Source organism: Pseudomonadota bacterium, from assembly GCA_027624955.1.
In the GTDB taxonomy this organism is placed as follows: domain Bacteria; phylum Pseudomonadota; class Alphaproteobacteria; order UBA828; family UBA828; genus PTKB01.
The window spans coordinates 1-18,268 of the sequence record JAQBTG010000026.1 but is presented as its reverse complement, the minus strand read 5'-3'; the positions used below and the strand labels follow the sequence as shown (position 1 = coordinate 18,268).

The following is an 18,268-nucleotide window of genomic DNA, read 5'->3' as shown; positions in this document are numbered from 1 at the left end:
GGCTCAGCCGAAGGTCGCCTGGGCAACGCCCAAATCGCCGAAATCCGCTACAACCGTATCCCCGGGCTTGACCGTGATGACATTCGCGGCACTTCCCGTGGTAACGACTTGCCCTGCTTTCAGCCCAAGGCCACGGGCAGATAACTCATTCGCTAGCCACAGCAGCACATTGCGCGGATCACCGAGAACATTGGCGCCCGATCCCACGTCAACCGCTTCGCCGTTAACCTTTACCGTAACCGCGTGGCGCGACAGGTCCAGCTCACGCCAGTCGGCGGCGGGGGGGCCAAGGATCAGAAGTGCGGCGATCGCGTTGTCGGCGACCAGTTGCGGCATTCCCGCTTCACGCCAATTTTCATATCTCGAATCCGGAATCTCGATGGCGGGGTGTAAATTGTCAACCGCCGCCATCACTTCGTCGCGTGAATAGGCGCCGTCTCGCGCCGGCAAATCCTTCTTCAGGGTAAAATCAAATTCCGCCTCGATAATATGAAGGCGAACCGAACCCGCCGCGATCTCGGCCGGACTGTCGAGCACCGAGGGCGCAAATATCCGCCCGAAAAACGGCGCGTCGACATCAAATAAACGCTGCGCCACTTTGTTGGTTGCGCCGATCTTGTAACCGGCTACCGGTACATCATGCACAGCCGCGAGCGCCGCCTGAATACGGTAGCCATCGTCAAGGTTTTGTGGCCGGCATGCATCGGGTAACCCGGGAATCGGCTTTTGGTCTCGCCAAGCGGCGTGGAGCAGGCGGGCGGCATCGTGAGTCTGCGAATCATCCATATCTTATCTATCCCACGTTTGCGCCCGCGTGCAAGCTGTGTGCGGGCAGTTAAACATCCCTGTCTTGATCATCGGAAACTGGCTCGATACAACCCGGATCGTCATTACGCGCGTTGTTCACATGCTTGCTGACCGCATGGAATTCCACAGCGTCATCGGGCGCCGGGCGCAACAGAGCCTGCGCGTCATTGGCCGTGAGATCGGGCGATAGCCAGCGTTCGAAATCCGTCGGATCAAGAATGACCGGCATACGCGCGTGCAACGGCGCCAATTTGCCGTTGGCTTCGGTGGTGATGATGGTAAAGCTCTCGAGCGGCTCACTGTCAGCCATTTTCCAGCGCTCCCAAAGACCGGCAAAAGCGAATACCCCGCGATCCGGGCTCAGGATGCGATAGGGTTGTTTCGCGCCTTTTGCACCGCGCCATTCGTAAAACCCATCGGCCGGCACCAGGCAGCGGCGCTTCTGGAAGGCGCTGCGGAAGGAGGGTTTTTGCGCCACGGTTTCGGCCCGCGCATTGATCATCCGCGCCGCCATGGAACTGTCCTTGGTCCAGGATGGCACCAGGCCCCAGTGTAGAAAGTCCAGATCACGGCCTTCTGCCCCCTGCCGCACTACCGCAGCGTCCTGGGTCGGCGCGATATTGTAGCGCGCCGGCAAATTGCGCGCGGCGCCAAATATATTCAGATAGGCGTGAACTTCCTGCCAACTATAGAATTGGGAAAAGCGCCCGCACATCTTATCCGGGCTCGTCAATGACAGCCGGCATTGGGATTAGACTGTCGGCTGTTTGAAACGAATGGTCGGAGCGGCGGGATTCGAACCCACGACCCCTTGTCCCCCAGACAAGTGCGCTACCAGGCTGCGCCACGCTCCGAAATACCATGCCGCAAGAGTGGGCGTGGAAGAGGCTTATTATACCGTCCGCTTTCCGCCTGTGCAATTTGCCGGGCACTAGGGGGCCGCCGTTGTATCGGTTGCGGATACGATGCTGTGCCGGGCGAAGTCTATTGGCGGGGAATACGGCCGCGCAGCATATCGCGCAGCGTTTCCAACTCAGCCAATAACTCTTTGCTGCGCTCGGAAAATTCTGACGCCAACTTAGCCGGCGCCGGCGCGGCGGGTTCGGGAGCGGACACGACGTCCGGCATTTTACCGCCGGTTTCACGCATAAGCTTCTGAACGCCACGGATGGTGTAACCATCGGCATATAGCAGGGTGCGGATGCGGCGCAGCAACTCGACATCCTCAGGGCGGTAATAGCGCCGACCGCCACCGCGCTTTAACGGCCGAACTTGATTGAACTTGGTCTCCCAGAAGCGCAGCACGTGCTGAGGAACGTCAAGTTCTTCGGAGACCTCGCGAATTGTTCGAAATGCATCCGGAGACTTACTCGCCCGCCCGGACACCGTCTCGGTCGAATCAATATTCGCCATGTATTAGTTGGCCGGGTCGACTGACGGCGAAAACCCTATGGACCCACTCACCTCATCCGCAGGCGGTAGACCGTTGATCTGATCTTTCAGCACATGCGACGCGCGAAATACCAAGACCCTACGCGGCAAGATTGGCACTTCTTCACCGGTTTTTGGATTGCGTCCGATTCTCTCGCCCTTCAAGCGCACGGAAAAGCTGCCGAAAGATGAAATTTTTACTGTTTCACCTTGCGCCAGACTATCGGTTATTAGGCCGAGTACGGATTCAACAAGTTTCGCTGATTCGTTGCGTGATAGCCCGACTTCGCGAAACACTGCTTCGGCCAGATCGGCGCGCGTGACCGTATTGCCGGTCATATTTGGATTGCCCCCTCAAACTGAGGACGAAACGGTAGCGTTTTGGGACGAGGCCGTCAACACGCGCGATGCCAATTTTTCGGGCCGTCTCAGCGTCTTATGCCAAGGAGTGGCGATCTTACCAGCGCGCTACAGCGGAACCCCAGACGAATCCGCCGCCAATGGCCTCCATCAGGACCAGATCACCGCTCTTGATTCGACCATCCTCAATCGCTTCGACCAGCGCCAAGGGAATGGAGGCGGAAGATGTATTGGCATGATGATCCACGGTCACCACCATTTTCTCAGGCGGCAGGTCGAGGCGCTGGGCAATGGCGTTCATGATGCGCAGATTGGCCTGATGCGGCACCAGCCAATCGATGTCGCTCGGGACCAGGCCAGCCGCATCCAGTGCTTCTCCGGCAACGGTCGCCAGATTTATCACCGCATTTCGATAAACTTCCTTACCCTGCATCCGAAGATAACCAGCGGTTTGGCTAGAAGAAACCCCGCCATCGACGTAAAGCGCGTTGTAGTGACGGCCGTCGGAATGCAGTTTGACTGCGAGTATTCCCCGCTCTGCGCCGTTTCCCGTCGACTCTTCAGCACTCAAAACGGCTGCGCCAGCACCATCGCCGAACAACACGCAGGTCGTCCGGTCGGTCCAATCCAATATCCGTGAATAGGTCTCCGCGCCGATGATCAGGGCTTTTTTTGCCTGCCCCGAGATCAGGAATTTATCGGCCACCGAGAGGGCGCAGATAAATCCGGCACAGACGGCCTGGACATCGAAGGCGACGCCCTGGCGCATGCCGAGGCGGGCCTGAACCTTAGTTGCCGTTGCCGGAAAAGTATTGTCGGGCGTGGATGTTGCCAGCACGAGCAAATCTAGCTCGCTGACATCAATGCCGGCAGCAGAGATGGCGCGTTCCGCGGCGGCATGTGCCAGATCAGAAGTGAGTTGGCCCTCCGCCGCGATATGGCGCTGGGTAATGCCGGTGCGCTCAATAATCCATTCGCTGGACGTATCGACAGTCTTCGCCAGTTCTTCGTTTGAGACCACTTTTTCCGGTAAATAGGCGCCGCAACCAATAATACGAGAACGCAGCATCTAAACTGCGGCTCTTTTTGGCTCTAGCGGCTCCACGATCTTGATGCGCGATAACTCTTCGATGATCTTGGGATTAATGCCTTGGCTGACCATGTCCGCCGCCACGGACAAAGCATTGGCAAAACCCTTGTGATCAGTGCCGCCATGACTTTTAACCGCCACACCGTTCACGCCCAGAAACATCGCGCCATTGTAGGTCCGCGGATCAAGGCGCTCGCGCAGCATTTTAAGTGCCGGGCGAGCCAGCAAATAGCCGGCACGCGACATCAAAGAGCGCTTGAAGGCATTGCGGATATAACCACCATAAAGGCGCGCCGTACCCTCGGCTGTTTTCAGCGCTATATTGCCGGCAAATCCATCGGTTACGACGACATCGACGGTCCCGGCCGCGATATCATCGCCCTCGACAAATCCGTAAAAATGGATTGGCAATCCGGATTGGCGCAAAGCAGCCGCCGCGTTGCGGATGGTCTCGTTGCCCTTGCCTTCCTCGGAGCCGATATTCAGCAAGCCAACCGTAGGTTCGTTCACGCCCAGAACATTGCGTGCAAAGACCTCGCCCATGATGGCGAACTGCACCAAATTGGCAGAATTACAATCGATGTTGGCGCCTAAATCGAGCATCACGCTCTCGCCGCGCTGGGTTGGGAATATCGAACCCATGGCGGGGCGGTCGATGCCGGGGAGTGTTTTAAGGACGATCTTGGCGAACGCCATCAGTGCGCCGGTATTGCCGGCTGAAACGACGCCATGTGCTTCACCTCTGCCGACAGCATCCACGGCCAGGCTCATGCTCGACTTCCGCCGTTTGCGCAGCACCACCGATAGTTTTTCGTCGCTCTTAATGGTCTCGTCGGTATGTTGGATCGTGCAGACTGCGGCCAGCTTCTTGAGGGGCTTTAACACCGGTTGAATAACCGATTCATTGCCGAACAAAACAAACCGCAAATCGGGATAGCGCAACCGCGCGATATTAGCGCCCTTGAGAACCATACCCGGCGCCTGATCGCCACCCATTGCGTCCAGCGCAAGTATGATTTCCTGGCCCATGTTCAGAGCACTCCGGCCCTAAATGTCTGGTTACGCCACAACCGCGGGCTCAGCGACTTCGTGATCGCCGTAATGACCGCAGGAGGCGCATACGTGGTGCGGTCGCTTTAATTCACCGCAATTGGAACATTCAACCGCGTTGACGCGTTTCAGCGCGTCGTGAGAGCGCCGCTGACCGCGACGGGAAACTGAGATTTTTTTCTTTGGAACTGCCATAACGATACTTTCTCTAGCATAGTTCGGCACGCCCCGCCGACCACTTGCAATGCAAGTAGCGGCGATCCTTTTTGATTTGCGCCGAGCCGTGGGTTCAGAACATTACATTTTGTGTTTGAGTTGTCCAAGTATTGCGAACGGGTTGTCTGGCCGTGCCGCAAGGTCCGAGATATGGGCTTCTTCGGCGCTCAATTCCAGCCGCGCACCGGGACCGCGAGGATAGGGATCGAGAGCCAGAGCCATATGTTGTGCGACCAATTCGCCGACATCGATTTCCGGCGTATCGAGGGGTTCGGGCGAGTTTTCCGCCATAACATCTTCGAGATCGCCGGAGTCTCCCGGCTTGGTGGCGCTAAATTGGAATAGAATCGAGAATTCTTCATCCACTTCCACCGGAAAGGGCTCCAACGAGACAACGCATTGATGCGTAACTTCACCATGCAGCTCTGCCTGCACGCGGATTGCCGCACCGCCGTCCCCGTCGCGGGCGCGCTCTACGCGGATGCGCGCCTCGAGAGTCCGCAATTCCACCAACTCGAAACGCCGGCACAGCGCTTCGCGTTCCGCCGGGGTCGCTTGGACCGAGATGTCCAGGCCATGAGCCGGCAAATCGCTCACGTCGATTGGGCGGGGAAACTCCAAATTCGCGACTATATTGTCCACGACAATAAGAACCTCTCACAGGACAGGAAAAGCGCCGGCGCCAAGCGCCGAATTCCGGCCGCTACAGGAAATAATTCGCTGATCAGCAGGCGACCGGGCGGGCACAATATGAGGACCGGCCTCGGAGGTCAATATGGCCGCTTGTTATTCCGGCCGACCGCCTTCAATCGCCCGGATTCCTTATCTATTCGGCCCGCTCTGAAGCCGGAGGGTCGCCCGGAGCGACAGCGAATGTGACCTGACCCGAGAGTAAGTCCGCGGCGGGCTCTGCCGCCAAAGCCGTTTCAGCCCGGCTGACGTAACCGAGAAGCAGGGCAAGCGCACCGGGATCGGGCTCTTCCGCGCCATAAATATTGCGCTGGAGTGTCGCCTCCAGGCGCTCTTCGACTGCCGCGTCCGGCGCTGCATCCCGTTCCGCGTCAAAGGCCGCGTCGTAGGCGGCCGCGCGGCCGTAAAATGCCCGCGCCATCGATTTAACGCGCTTACCAACGCTGAGGTCGCCGACGCCCATCTCGCGCAAATTCATATCCATATCGTCCATCATGATCTTGAACATCAGATCGGACAGGCGCTTGCCCGGCTCACCCGACGGGCGCAGCGCGCGCACGACCAGAAATACATGCAGCACGATCAGATCAAAGCGGCCGTCTAAACTATCGGCCACCCCGCAATCGGTGTAAAAACCCGGCCGGCGCGCCTGCTCGACCGCGGCAATATAGAGGGAAAGCGCCTGGTCCCGCTCCCGGCCGCGCCGTCTGGCATGGCGGATCAAGCCACTCAGCAATTTCATTTTGGTATTCGTCTCAACAGCGTTGACAGATTCGTACGCGGCGCGCATTTTTTTCGCTCCGCGTCATCCTTATACGGCACAGGCCGCTCACACGCGCTATAATATCCCGACCATGATGAAATTCTTAAATTACCGCCGCATTGATGCGCGCCGTACTGGGCCCGTGGCGGCGATTGTTGTGGTGACGGCGCTGGCTATCGCCGGCTGCGCACCGGCGGTTGATATGCGCGGCCATGTGCCCAATCCGGAAGCCCTGGCGCTGATCAAACCCGGCCAGCAGACGCGCGACCAAGTGCTCGATATGCTGGGCTCGCCAACCGCGATCGGCACGTTCGAGGATAGCCGCTGGTACTACATCACACGCAGAACCGAGCAGCTTGCGTTTTACGATCCGGACCTGATCGAGGCGAAGGTCGTGGTGGTGGAATTCGACACGGCGGGATTCGTCAAAGAGGTGGCGCAGTTGTCGAACGACGAAGCGCGCGATATTGACCCGGTCGACAGGACGACCCCGACCAAGGGCCGCCAGTTGGGTTTTTTCCAGCAGCTCCTGGGCAATATCGGAGTTTCGGTTCCGCGCTAAGCGCCTTTCAGCGTCGCGCGACTGACCAAAGAAAAAAAAGCGGGGAGCAACCGCCCCCCGCATTTCCCGAGTTTTATGTGACGCCGCTCTCCGGTGTGGTGTCAGCCGCCAGTGATCATGGCGATGATCGCCAACATCAGGATCGCCACGATGTTGGTTATTTTGATCATCGGGTTGATCGCCGGGCCGGCAGTGTCCTTATAGGGGTCGCCGACTGTATCGCCGGTCACCGCCGCCTTATGAGCGTCGGAGCCCTTGCCGCCGTGATTGCCGTCCTCGATGTATTTCTTGGCGTTGTCCCAAGCACCGCCGCCCGCCGTCATTGAAAGGGCAAGGAACAGCCCGGTGACGATCGTGCCCATCAACATGGCGCCGAGAGAAGACAGCGCCGCTGCCTGGCCGGCGATCAGCCAAATGACGATATAGAGAGCTATCGGCGCCACAATCGGCAGGAGTGACGGCAACACCATTTCGCGGATCGCTGAACGCGTCAACAGGTCCACAGCACGACCATATTCCGGTTTGCCGGTGCCTTCCATGATGCCGGGAATTTCCTTAAATTGCCGGCGGACTTCGATGACCACCTCTGCCGCGGCGCGGCCGACGGAAAGCATGGCCATCGAGGCGAAGAGGAACGGCATCAGACCGCCGATAAAGAGCCCGACCACGACATACGGATTGCTCAACGAGAAAGTGAGCCTCTCCAGATCAGGGAAATATCGCCCGATGTCCTGAGTGAATGCAGCGAACAACACCAGAGCCGCCAGACCGGCCGACGCAATTGCGTAACCTTTAGTCACCGCCTTGGTGGTATTGCCGACCGCATCGAGCGCGTCGGTCGTCTTGCGCACGTCTTCCGGCAGATCGGCCATCTCAGCGATGCCGCCGGCATTATCGGTCACCGGTCCATAGGCATCGAGCGCCACGACCATGCCGGCCAACGCCAACATCGCGGTCACCGCGATTGCGATACCGAACAGGCCGGCAAAGAGATAGGCCAGAATGATACCGGCGGAAATAATGAGCGCCGGAATCGCGGTCGCCTGCATCGAGACCGCAAGGCCCTGGATGATGTTGGTCGCGTCCCCGGTGGTCGAAGCCTTGGCGATGGATTTGACCGGCTTGTATTCGGTCGAGGTGTAATATTCCGTCACCCAGATCATCAGTCCGGTCACGACCAGACCAATCAGGCCGCACCAAAAAAGGTCGCCGCCGGTGGCCGCCGTATCGCCGATCATGAATTCCGTGCCCCAGCCGACAACCCACTCGGTGACGAAATAAAATGCCACCGCAGCGATGACCGACGAAGCAAGAAAGCCCTTATACAGCGCCGACATGATTTTTTGGCTTTTGCCGAGGCGGACGAAGAAGGTGCCGAGCACCGAGGCCAAGATGCCGACGCCGCCAAGAGCGAGCGGATAAAGCATCATGGTATCCAGCATGTCGCCACTGAAATAAACGGCGGTGAGCAACATCGTCGCAACGATGGTCACCGCAAAGGTCTCGAACAGATCCGCCGCCATGCCGGCACAGTCGCCGACATTGTCGCCAACATTATCAGCGATAGTGGCCGGATTGCGTGGATCGTCTTCGGGAATTCCCGCTTCGACCTTGCCGACCAGATCAGCGCCCACATCGGCGCCTTTGGTGAAGATACCGCCGCCGAGGCGGGCAAAAATCGAAATCAGCGAGCCGCCGAAACCGAGTGCCACAAGCGATTCCAAAATCGTCCCAGTATCGACATCCGCCGACAGCAGGATGCCGTAATAAACCGCCACACCGAGCAGCCCGAGGCCGACCACCAGCATGCCGGTCACGGCGCCAGAGCGAAAAGCGATGTTAAGAGCAGGCGCTATTCCCTTGCGCGCTGCTTCAGCGGTGCGCACGTTTGCGCGCACCGAAACATACATGCCGATATAACCTGCAGCGGCCGACAAAATGGCGCCGATGGCGAAGCCGATACCGACCTTATAGCCAAGCAGAACCAACAGAATGACGAAGATGACGACACCAACCACGCCAATCGTCATATATTGCCGGTTCAAGTAGGCGCGCGCGCCTTCCTGAATCGCGCCGGCAATTTCCTGCATACGTTCATTGCCGGAGCTGGCGGCAAGCACCGAGCGAACGGCATAAATTCCATAAAGCAGAGCAACGATACCGCAGCCCACTGCGAACCAATAAATCCCGTCCATCTCTGCCTGGCCCTCTAATAGAAAAAGTGAAAATGCCTAGGTAAATACCCAGCGAGCGCCGCGAATCCCGGCACCCGATTTTTGCGCGCGCGGAAAGTGCCAGAAGAAGGATCAGAACGCAACCGGCCCGACACAGGAAATTATTGACGTCCACCCTCAAAGATCTGGAAGAAACTGGCCTTGCGGCTAGAAACCACGATCCAGCGCGTGGCTGATAAGCACTTCCTTGACGATATCGGGGCCAACAATCCGGTCTGCCAATGTGTGAAAGCGCGATTTGACGCGGTTCAGATAGACGGTTTCTGAGCGTCCGCTGTTCATTTGCGCCTGAAATACGAAATCATCGATAAATGCGTTCCTGAGCGGAGTCATATTGTCCTGCACCTGAATTCTGTAATCCTCGCTGTGCAGCTCCAAAATGACGCCGACGGCGACATATTTGGATATCCGCCGGCCCTCTATGATCGGCGCCAGAAACGGTGCCATGATGACATAGCCAAGTTCGTCTGAGACCGACGGAGCGGCGCTTTCCCCAGACTCGACCATGAACATTTGATAGCCGACGATCGCTGCCGCACCGACTGCAAACAGCCCGACAATAGCTACAAGTTTCTTTCGGCTTTTCTTTTTCGCCATAATGCGCGCACGGTGGGTTCAGGGAATGATGCGCCAATCCTACGCGACAAGCCTGAACAAACGGTGAATTCGGCGTCAATCGCTAGAAATGCTCGTATCCGGTGTTTGTGAAGTTCATTTCGTCCCCGTCAGAAGTCATGACGCGGACGCCGGAACCCTCATGAACCGCGCCGATCCGGGTGAGCGCGACATCCACGCTCTTGGCGGCATTGGCGAGCTCGCCCGCCGCCGCCGGTGGCGCGGCGATCAGCAATTCGTAGTCGTCCCCGCCAGAAAACGCCCGGACCAGCAGTTTTGCATCGGCGGCGCAGGCTGCGGCCGCGGCGGGCGATAACGGCACCAAATTCGCCTCAATGCGTGCGCCCAGCACCGACGCCGTACAGATGTGCCCGAGATCGGCGATGAGACCGTCGGATACGTCTATCGCCGCGCCCGCCAGACCGATCAGGCGCTTGCCCAATTCAGTGCGCGGTTGCGGCAGTCGGTAGCGCATAATTAGCGTCGACTTCTCGGCTTGCGAAAGCATGGCCAAACCGCCTTCGGCCGCCAGCAGGCCGAGCGCCGCATCACCGATGGTGCCGCTGACGTAGATATCGTCGCCCGCCCGCGCACCCGAGCGCCGCAGCGCCTGGCCTTGCGGCACTTCTCCGAAGGCCGTGAGTGACAACGTCAGGCTGCTCGCTGCGCGGATGGTATCGCCACCGATGAGGGTCACGCCAAATTGCGCCTGATCGGCGGCCAAACCAGCGGCGAACTCCGTCAGCCATTCTGCAGGCAGCTCGGCAGGCAACGCCAGACCCATGGCATAGGCTCGCGGCGTCGCCCCCATCGCCGCCAAATCGGAGAGATTGGCGCGAAGGATCTTGCGGCCGAGCGTTTGCGCCGGGTCATCAGCAAAAAAATGCACCCCGGCCGCCATCATATCCTTGGTCACAATTAATTCACGGCCGGGCGCGAGCACTAGCGACGCGGCGTCGTCGCGCAAGCCATAGGCGCCCGCCTCGGCCGTGGAAAGCGGCGCGAAATGCCGCATGATTAACTCGAACTCAGCGCCCTGTGGGAGATCTGACATCGTCACTCGCATCATCCGGCGAGACGAATTCTCCGGCGCGCAAGCGCCGCGCGAGCCCATCTAGCGCCGCATTGACGAATGCCGGCTCGCGCTGCGAGAAGAATGCGCCGGCCAATTCAACATATTCATTCATCACGACCCGCGCCGGGATATCGGGCCGCGCCAACAGTTCAATCGTGGCGCAACGCAGCAGCGCCCGCATGAGTGCGCCCAGCCGGACAATCGTCCAGCCGGCATCGAGAGCGCCACCAATACATTCGTCTAATTCCGTAATGCGCTCGGTGACGCTTCTGACCAGCCATTTGAAATGCACGCGGTCGGCGTCGGCATATTGTTCGCCCTCGATTTCACGGCCGATGCGAAGAGCGAGAAACTCATCGATCACGTCTTCGGGCAGCGAATCCGAAAGTTCCATTTGATAGAGCGCCTGCACCGCGGCGAGGCGCGCTGTACTGCGCCCCTGCCCGGCTGGCGGTGCCGCCGTGTCGCTTGCCGGCATGGCGGTCACTCCACTTCTGGACTAAAGGCGTGGCGCAACGCGACCATTTCCAGGCAAGCACGTGCGGCAACAGCGCCCTTGTCCTTGTCGGCACGCGAGGCCCGCACCCAAGCTTGGTCACGGTTTTCCGTCGTCAAAATTCCGTACCCAAGCGCGATGCCGTGTTCCGTGCAGAGCGCCATGAGGCCACGCGCCGATTCACCACAGACATAATCATAGTGCGAAGTTTCTCCCCGAATCACGCAGCCGAGCGCGATATAGCCTGCGAAGCGCCCGCTCTCCATAGCCATCCGCACGGCGGCGGGAAGTTCATAGGCGCCGGGCACGGCGACGGTCTCAAAGGTCGCGCCGGCCGCGTCGAGGACCGCTTGCGCGCCCTGCACTAGCTCGTCGGCGATATCGTCGTAAAACCGCGCTTCGGCAATCAGTATATGAAGCGGATCAGCCATTCACGTCGTCGTTTCCGAGCGCCGACGGCGGAATTGGCTGTTGGCCCACGACCTTCAAGCCATAGCCGTCGAGGCCAACAATCGTCCATTCGGTATTGTGCAGCAGGATCATCTGACGAACGCCAAGATCGAGCAAAATCTGCGCGCCGACGCCATAATCGCGCAGACCCGTCGTCTCGCTGCCGCCCGAGCGCGCGCGCACCAATTCCGACACACGTGACTGCCGCGGCTCACGAATGACGATGACCACACCGCGTCCTTGCTCACCAACGATGCGCATCGCAGCTTGCAATTTTCCTTCATGCCCACTCGCGCTATCGCCGAGGATATCGTCGAGCGGGTTAAAATCATGGACCCGCACCAAGACCGGTGCATCGTCCGTGATATTACCCTTCACCAAGACAATATGTTCTGCATATTCAATCGTGTTGGCATAGACATACATTTTGAACTTGCCGCCATGCCGGCTGTTCAATTCGGTTTCTTCGATGCGCTTGACGAAGGTGTCGTTGCGCAAACGGTAAGAGATTAAATCGGATATCGACGCCACTTTGACGGCGTGGCGTTGGGCGAACGCTTCCAAGTCGGCCATGCGCGCCATGGTGCCATCGTCATTCATGATCTCGCATATGACGGCGGACGCATTGAGGCCGGCCAAACGCGCCATGTCGACACCTGCTTCGGTATGGCCGGCGCGCACCAACACCCCGCCATCGCGCGCCATAAGCGGAAACACATGGCCGGGCGAAGTGATATTGTGCGGCCCATGGGCCGGATCGATCGCCGCCATGACGGTGCGAGACCGGTCGGATGCTGAAATTCCGGTGGTCACGCCCTCGCGCGCCTCAATAGATACGGTAAACGCGGTGTCATGGCGCGATTCGTTGCGTTTGGGCATCAGTTCGAGCCCGAGTTCGTTGCAGCGTTCGGGCGTCAGGGCGAGGCAAATCAGGCCGCGCCCGAACTTGGCCATGAAGTTAATGGCTTCGGGTGTTGCCAATTGCGCCGGAATGACGAGGTCGCCTTCATTTTCCCGCTCTTCATCGTCGACCAGGATGACCATCCGGCCGTTGCGGAATTCTTCGATAGCTTCCTCGACAGAGGAGAGTGCTTCGCTGGGGTGGCTGGCTACGCGCAACATGTCTAAATTTCCTCTTTCTGACGAGCAACGTAGCGCGCAAGCAAGTCGATCTCAAGATTGACGGCGGCGCCCGGGATGAGGTCGCCCAGGGCGGTCGCTACCAGCGTGTGGGAAATTATGTTAACCGCGAAGTCCCGACGGCCCACCGCATTGACCGTGAGCGAAATGCCATCTACGGCAATCGAGCCCTTCACCGCGATGAACCGCATCAGCTCGGCGGGCGCTGAGAACGTCATATGCTCCGACCCACCGTCTTCTTGGCGCGACATAAGTTTACCCACGCCATCGACATGACCGCTCACCAGATGACCGCTCAATTCATCGCCAAGGCGGAGCGAACGCTCCAAATTGATGCGACTGCCCACCTGCCACTTGCCGATCGTCGTGCAGTTGAGAGTCTCACCACTGACGTCGACAGCAAACCATCCTGGTCCGGTTTCGACCACGGTCAGGCACGGCCCGGCACAGGCGATGGAAGCGCCGATGGCGATCGTGCCCGTGTCATAGCTGGTTTCGATAATCAGACGGTGATCTTCGCCGCCCCCAGCCCCGCGGATTTCGCTGAGCCGACCCACGTCGCTTATGATTCCTGTAAACATTTCGGCGCCTATGATTTGCTATCGAATGTTTCGACAAGATCGCCGCCCAGTTCGCTCACGCTTTGGCGCACAAAGGCGGGTGCGTCGATAAGGCGGTCGAGGGCGAAGGATTCGGCCGCCGGCGCGCCGTCTCCGCCAAGGATGCTGGGCGCGCGAAAGCAGATCAGGCGGTCCACCAGGCGTGCGCCAAGCAGCGCCGCCGCGACGTGCGCGCCGCCTTCTACCAACAGGCGGGTAATGCCGCGTTCACCAAGTGCATTGAGCGTGGCCAGCGCATCGGGATGGCCTTCGGAATCTGGCGCGACGGGGATCACCTCGGCGCCGGCGACCCGATAGGATTCTTGCCGCGCCGCATCGACGCCCTCCACTGTGACGATCCAGGTTTGCACGTCGCGCGCGCCGGCAACCAGTTGATGGCTAGGCGGCAGCCGCAGGCGGCCATCCATGACAACGCGGATGGGAGAGCGTTCTTCAAGGCCAGGAAGGCGGCAAGTTAAAGCCGGATCGTCGGCCAACGCGGTTCCCGAGCCCACCAGAATGGCATCGTGTTGGGCGCGCAAGAGGTGGCTGCGGGCACGCGACAAATCGCCGGTGATCCATTTACTTTCGCCGCTCCCGGTGGCGATGCGGCCATCCAAGCTGGTCGCAAGCTTGAGCGTCACCAGGGGGCGACCGAGCGCGATGCGTTGCAGGAAACCGGCGTTGAGGCGGGCCGCTACGTCACCTCCGGGGCCGATCGCAACCTCGATTCCCGCCGCTTTGAGGCGCTCAAAACCACGCCCGGACACACGCGGATCCGGGTCGCTCATGGCCGCCACCACGCGCGCGACCCGTGCTTCGATCAACCCATCGGCGCATGGTGGCGTCTTGCCGTGATGGGCGCAGGGTTCGAGTGTCACATAGGCGGTCGCGCCTTCGGCGGCGGCGCCGGCGCGTGTCAGCGCCTCGCTCTCGGCATGAGGCCGGCCGCCTGCTTGAGTCCAGCCGCGTCCGACGACGCGCCCGGCGCGCACAAGGACGCAGCCGACTGCAGGATTTGGCCAAACGGCGCCCAGCCCACGTTCGGCCAGCGCCAACGCGCCCGCCATGTGGCGCATATCCGCCGCGGCGTCATGAATCTTCGTTTTCGCCACCTAGGCCGCCGATAAATTCCTCAAAATCCTTAGCCTCGCGAAAGTTCTTATACACCGAGGCGAAGCGCACATAGGCCACGGAATCGAGCCCAGCCAGCGCCTCCATGATCATTTCGCCGACGACGCTCGAGGGCACTTCTTGCTCGCCCAGACTTTCGAGCCGGCGCACAATGCCGTTGATCACGCGGTCCACCCTATCCGGCTCGACCGGCCGTTTCCTGAGCGCAATCGCCATCGAGCGAACCAGCTTGTCGCGCTCGAATGGGACCCGCTGGCCGTTGCGCTTAATGACCGTGAGCTCGCGCATCTGAATTCGCTCGAAGGTCGTAAAGCGGCCGCCGCAATTGGTGCAGGCGCGGCGCCGACGGATCGACGTGTTGTCTTCCGTCGGACGCGAATCCTTTACCTGGGTATCTTCATTTCCGCAAAAGGGGCAACGCATGGCGAATTCCTGACGTGTTAAATTCTACCCACCAGATCGGGATATATCGGGTAGCGATGGCACAGCGCCACGACCTGCCCGCGTATTTTCGCTTCCACTGTTCCGTTATTTTCCGGGTTCTCGGCCAACCCCTCCAGCACTTCGGCGATCCACAGGCCAATCTGGCGAAATTCTTCGCCGCCAAATCCCCGGCTGGTCGCGGCGGGCGAACCGAGGCGGATACCCGACGTAACAGACGGTTTTTCCGGATCGAACGGGATGGCGTTCTTGTTGCAGGTCATGCCGGCGCGCTCGAGGCTTTCCTCAGCCGCTTTGCCAGACAATTTCTTGGGCCTGAGATCGGCCAGCAGCAAATGGGTGTCAGTGCCGCCCGAAACGATATCGATACCGCGGCCGGCCAGGGTATCGGCAAGGATGCGGGCATTGTCGAGGACGGCCGCTGCATAAGTACGAAATTCCGGCCGCAAGGCTTCACCGAAGGCCACCGCCTTGGCGGCGATAACATGCTCAAGCGGCCCGCCTTGAAGGCCGGGGAAAATCGCTGAATCAATTTTCTTGGCCAAGGCTTCGTCATTGCTGAGGATCATGCCGCCGCGCGGACCGCGAAGGGTCTTATGCGTCGTCGTCGTCACGATATGGGCATGCGGCAGCGGACTCGGATGCAGGCCCGCAGCCACCAACCCGGCGAAATGCGCCATATCGACGATCAGCACGGCATCGACATCATCGGCAATTTTGCGAAATCGGGCAAAATCGATAAAACGCGGATAGGCGGAGCCGCCGGCGACAATTACGCGCGGCTTATGCTCGGCAGCGAGCTGTGCCACTTCATCAAAATCGATCGCCGCGTCTTGCCGGCGCACACCGTATTGCACGGCGTTAAGCCATTTTCCTGACTGATTGGGTGCGGCGCCATGGGTGAGATGCCCGCCGGCGGCGAGCGACATGCCGAGCAGAGTATCGCCCGGCTGCATGACCGCCATATAGGCGGCCTGATTGGCTTGCGAGCCGGAATGCGCCTGCACATTGGCGAATTCGCACGAAAAGAGTTGTTTGGCCCGCGAGATGGCCAACCGTTCGGTAACATCGACAAACTCACAGCCGCCATAATACCGCCTGCCGGGATAGCCCTCGGCGTATTTGTTGGTCATCACCGAGCCTTGCGCCTCGAGGACGGCGCGCGAGACGATGTTTTCCGATGCGATTAGTTCGATCGAATTCTGCAAGCGCTCGACTTCATGGCGAATTGCCTGGGCGATCTCCGGATCAGCCGCCGCGAGAGAGCCCGAAAAAAAATCATCGTGCCGCATAGCGGCAGGCGAATTGGCGGCTATGTCCGATGCGGCCATTTTAGAATCCATTCGGTGGAAGCTCTGCCTGGACTATGCCAGTTTTGCCACGCGGCGGGCATGGCGCCCGCCTTCGAAGCGAGTATCGAGAAAGGCGCTCAAACATGCTTGGGCGTGTTCTTCGGACATGGTGGCGCCGGGCAGTGTGAGGACGTTGGCGTCATTGTGCTGGCGACTGAGGCGGGCGGCGGCGGCATCATGACACAGTGCCGCACGCACCTGGCGATGTCGATTGGCGGCAATGCTCATGCCGATGCCGGAGCCGCAGATCAGCACGCCGCGCCCAACCCTGCCGGAGCCGATTTCATGCGCCAGCGCATCGGCAAAATCTGAATAATCGACCGCTTGCGCATCCTCGGGGCCAAGATCCACGACCTTCAACCCTCGGACGCGCAGGGCTTCCGACAGGACTGCTTTCAAAGCGACGCCTCGATGATCTGAAGCAATCGCGACGGCTCTGAGAGACATGAAATCGAAGCTTTATCGTTACATTCCGGAATTATTGTATACGCGCACATCACGGCGCGGGGCAAGCCCACCGGCACCACATCTCGCGTAGAGTTTCGACTTGCGCCACTAGAGATCGCGCGGGTTCCGATCCCGCGCGAGCGCCGTGCGAACCAAAGATGTCGTTAAAAATATCGATCGAGTAGTTACACTGATTTATTGTCTTTCGACGTAAATATTATTTGACACTAGCAAATCACGCTGTCATTAAAATAATGCCTTCAAATAATAAATGACACTAATACTATGTCGGATGCCAACGAAGACCACACAAATGGCAACGAGTTGTTGCGCATGACAGCGAAGATCGTCGCTTCTTATGTCAGCAATAATTCGCTCAGCGCCGATCAGGTCCCAGAAATTGTACGCACCGTCAGCATCGCATTGAGGCAACTCGAACAAGGCGAAAACGGGCCCGACAAAGCGGCTGGTAAGCCGGCGGTGTCGATCCGCAAGTCGATCACACCGGACTACATCATTTGTCTGGAAGACGGCCGCAAGCTGAAAATGCTGAAACGCCATTTGCGCACCACTTTCGGGATGACGCCGGACGAATATCGAGCGCGCTGGAGCTTGCCGGCAGATTATCCAATGGTGGCGCCTAACTACGCCAAGCGGCGCTCCGAATTCGCGAAAAAAATCGGCCTCGGGCAAAAACGCCCCGAAAACTAAGCACCCGGCCCTACGCTGCTTTGTCCCGACGCCTTCCGGGGATCTAATAATCTTCTGCTCACACGGTAGTACCACGGTCCGCCTTAGTATTGTCGGCGCGGCGGCGTTTTTCCATGACATATTCCAGCTTACGCACGGCAAGACGGGTTAACTGCTGCTGCGTGGTGCGAGACGCGCCGACGATCGAGGATTCGATATTGGTCTCGGCATCGATCGCGGAAACCTTGACGTAATCGCCCACGCGCTGGAACTCCAAATAAACTTCCCGACCGCCAATATTTTGCAGCTGCATGGTCTACCTCGAAGCGATCCCGCCACCTATTCTCGAAGAGATAATATTGGCGCCAACCGGCGCCGCCAGCAATAGATTTGTAAGTGAACTACTTTTTAGGGTGTGATCGCGGTTACCTTTTGCGATACTATTAGCCTATAATAGTTAACGTTGGTCTGGTCACCGGAATGTCCCCATGCATGGGGCTCTGAAGAGCTGGCACAAAATATAAATTGGGGAACTAACCCGGATTATTCATGACGGCCACCGGATTTGAGCGGGGCGAGCGGTAGCGGCCGGGTTTCCGACGGTTTTCGAAGTGGATTTTCAGAGC

The 18,268-nt window shown here is 59.2% G+C and carries 23 protein-coding genes and 1 tRNA gene; 2 read left to right on the top strand and 22 right to left on the bottom strand.

The genetic code is table 11. The annotated features are described in order from the left end of the window. Positions 1–3 precede the first annotated feature (3 nt). From O3A94_11175 to O3A94_11130, 10 genes are all read right to left on the bottom strand, one after another. Entirely contained in the window at positions 4–786 is a 783-nt protein-coding gene (locus O3A94_11175; protein ID MDA1356813.1) for a fumarylacetoacetate hydrolase family protein, read from the bottom strand. A gap of 49 nt (positions 787–835) precedes the next feature. Then, positions 836–1,522: an SOS response-associated peptidase gene (locus O3A94_11170; GenBank protein MDA1356812.1), complete on the bottom strand. Its 687-nt coding sequence runs from the start codon at positions 1,520–1,522 to the stop codon at positions 836–838. A gap of 62 nt (positions 1,523–1,584) precedes the next feature. Next, positions 1,585–1,661 (bottom strand) — tRNA-Pro (locus tag O3A94_11165). Positions 1,662–1,791: 130 nt separating this feature from the next. Further along, entirely contained in the window at positions 1,792–2,220 is a 429-nt protein-coding gene (locus tag O3A94_11160; protein MDA1356811.1) for a MerR family transcriptional regulator, read from the bottom strand. A gap of 3 nt (positions 2,221–2,223) precedes the next feature. Then, the gene (locus O3A94_11155) at positions 2,224–2,577 is read right to left on the bottom strand and encodes an integration host factor subunit alpha (GenBank protein MDA1356810.1); all 354 of its coding nucleotides are present in this window, start codon (positions 2,575–2,577) and stop codon (positions 2,224–2,226) included. Positions 2,578–2,695: 118 nt separating this feature from the next. Continuing rightward, positions 2,696–3,667, bottom strand: a complete 972-nt coding sequence (locus tag O3A94_11150) for a ketoacyl-ACP synthase III (protein ID MDA1356809.1) — start codon at positions 3,665–3,667, stop codon at positions 2,696–2,698. After that, positions 3,668–4,717, bottom strand: a complete 1,050-nt coding sequence (plsX, locus tag O3A94_11145) for a phosphate acyltransferase PlsX (GenBank protein ID MDA1356808.1) — start codon at positions 4,715–4,717, stop codon at positions 3,668–3,670. It lies immediately after the preceding gene. Between the two features lie 30 nt (positions 4,718–4,747). Then, positions 4,748–4,933 carry a 50S ribosomal protein L32 gene (gene rpmF, locus O3A94_11140; GenBank protein MDA1356807.1) on the bottom strand — a complete coding sequence of 62 codons (186 nt, stop codon included), beginning with the start codon at positions 4,931–4,933 and terminating at the stop codon, positions 4,748–4,750. Between the two features lie 102 nt (positions 4,934–5,035). Beyond that, entirely contained in the window at positions 5,036–5,596 is a 561-nt protein-coding gene (locus O3A94_11135) for a DUF177 domain-containing protein (GenBank protein MDA1356806.1), read from the bottom strand. A 184-nt stretch (positions 5,597–5,780) separates the two neighbouring features. Next, positions 5,781–6,386: a ubiquinol-cytochrome C chaperone family protein gene (locus tag O3A94_11130; GenBank protein MDA1356805.1), complete on the bottom strand. Its 606-nt coding sequence runs from the start codon at positions 6,384–6,386 to the stop codon at positions 5,781–5,783. Between the two features lie 112 nt (positions 6,387–6,498). On the opposite strand from O3A94_11130, the gene bamE reads away from it, so the two are divergent. Then, positions 6,499–6,969: an outer membrane protein assembly factor BamE gene (gene bamE, locus O3A94_11125; GenBank protein ID MDA1356804.1), complete on the top strand. Its 471-nt coding sequence runs from the start codon at positions 6,499–6,501 to the stop codon at positions 6,967–6,969. Positions 6,970–7,070: 101 nt separating this feature from the next. Here the strand turns inward: bamE and O3A94_11120 are convergent, their stop codons facing one another. From O3A94_11120 to rpiB, 11 genes are all read right to left on the bottom strand, one after another. Beyond that, complete coding sequence (locus O3A94_11120) at positions 7,071–9,164, bottom strand: sodium-translocating pyrophosphatase (protein MDA1356803.1); 2,094 nt, start codon at positions 9,162–9,164, stop codon at positions 7,071–7,073. A gap of 186 nt (positions 9,165–9,350) precedes the next feature. Continuing rightward, the gene (locus O3A94_11115; GenBank protein MDA1356802.1) at positions 9,351–9,800 is read right to left on the bottom strand and encodes a hypothetical protein; all 450 of its coding nucleotides are present in this window, start codon (positions 9,798–9,800) and stop codon (positions 9,351–9,353) included. A gap of 82 nt (positions 9,801–9,882) precedes the next feature. Continuing rightward, positions 9,883–10,872 (bottom strand): thiamine-phosphate kinase, encoded by a 990-nt coding sequence (gene thiL / locus O3A94_11110; protein ID MDA1356801.1) that lies wholly within the window; start codon positions 10,870–10,872, stop codon positions 9,883–9,885. Then, positions 10,847–11,371, bottom strand: a complete 525-nt coding sequence (nusB, locus tag O3A94_11105) for a transcription antitermination factor NusB (GenBank protein MDA1356800.1) — start codon at positions 11,369–11,371, stop codon at positions 10,847–10,849. The genes thiL and nusB overlap by 26 nt, the downstream gene beginning before the upstream one ends. Before the next feature lie 5 nt (positions 11,372–11,376). Next, positions 11,377–11,820: a 6,7-dimethyl-8-ribityllumazine synthase gene (ribH, locus tag O3A94_11100; GenBank protein ID MDA1356799.1), complete on the bottom strand. Its 444-nt coding sequence runs from the start codon at positions 11,818–11,820 to the stop codon at positions 11,377–11,379. Then, positions 11,813–12,961 (bottom strand): 3,4-dihydroxy-2-butanone-4-phosphate synthase, encoded by a 1,149-nt coding sequence (ribB, locus tag O3A94_11095; GenBank protein ID MDA1356798.1) that lies wholly within the window; start codon positions 12,959–12,961, stop codon positions 11,813–11,815. Before ribB ends, ribH begins: the two co-directional genes overlap by 8 nt. 2 nt (positions 12,962–12,963) lie before the next feature. Then, positions 12,964–13,560: a riboflavin synthase gene (locus O3A94_11090; protein MDA1356797.1), complete on the bottom strand. Its 597-nt coding sequence runs from the start codon at positions 13,558–13,560 to the stop codon at positions 12,964–12,966. A gap of 8 nt (positions 13,561–13,568) precedes the next feature. Beyond that, the gene (gene ribD / locus O3A94_11085; protein MDA1356796.1) at positions 13,569–14,648 is read right to left on the bottom strand and encodes a bifunctional diaminohydroxyphosphoribosylaminopyrimidine deaminase/5-amino-6-(5-phosphoribosylamino)uracil reductase RibD; all 1,080 of its coding nucleotides are present in this window, start codon (positions 14,646–14,648) and stop codon (positions 13,569–13,571) included. A gap of 22 nt (positions 14,649–14,670) precedes the next feature. Continuing rightward, positions 14,671–15,135, bottom strand: coding sequence for a transcriptional regulator NrdR (gene nrdR / locus O3A94_11080; protein ID MDA1356795.1), 465 nt, complete (start codon positions 15,133–15,135; stop codon positions 14,671–14,673). Between the two features lie 17 nt (positions 15,136–15,152). Next, positions 15,153–16,445, bottom strand: coding sequence for a serine hydroxymethyltransferase (locus O3A94_11075; GenBank protein MDA1356794.1), 1,293 nt, complete (start codon positions 16,443–16,445; stop codon positions 15,153–15,155). 72 nt (positions 16,446–16,517) lie between these two features. Continuing rightward, the gene (rpiB, locus tag O3A94_11070) at positions 16,518–16,952 is read right to left on the bottom strand and encodes a ribose 5-phosphate isomerase B (GenBank protein ID MDA1356793.1); all 435 of its coding nucleotides are present in this window, start codon (positions 16,950–16,952) and stop codon (positions 16,518–16,520) included. 285 nt (positions 16,953–17,237) lie between these two features. Between rpiB and O3A94_11065 the strand changes: the two genes are divergently transcribed. Then, positions 17,238–17,663, top strand: coding sequence for a MucR family transcriptional regulator (locus tag O3A94_11065; GenBank protein MDA1356792.1), 426 nt, complete (start codon positions 17,238–17,240; stop codon positions 17,661–17,663). Positions 17,664–17,721: 58 nt separating this feature from the next. On the opposite strand, the gene O3A94_11060 is transcribed toward O3A94_11065, so the two are convergent. Continuing rightward, on the bottom strand, positions 17,722–17,955 hold the full coding sequence (locus tag O3A94_11060) for a serine hydroxymethyltransferase (GenBank protein ID MDA1356791.1): 234 nt from the start codon (positions 17,953–17,955) through the stop codon (positions 17,722–17,724). Positions 17,956–18,268 lie beyond the last annotated feature (313 nt).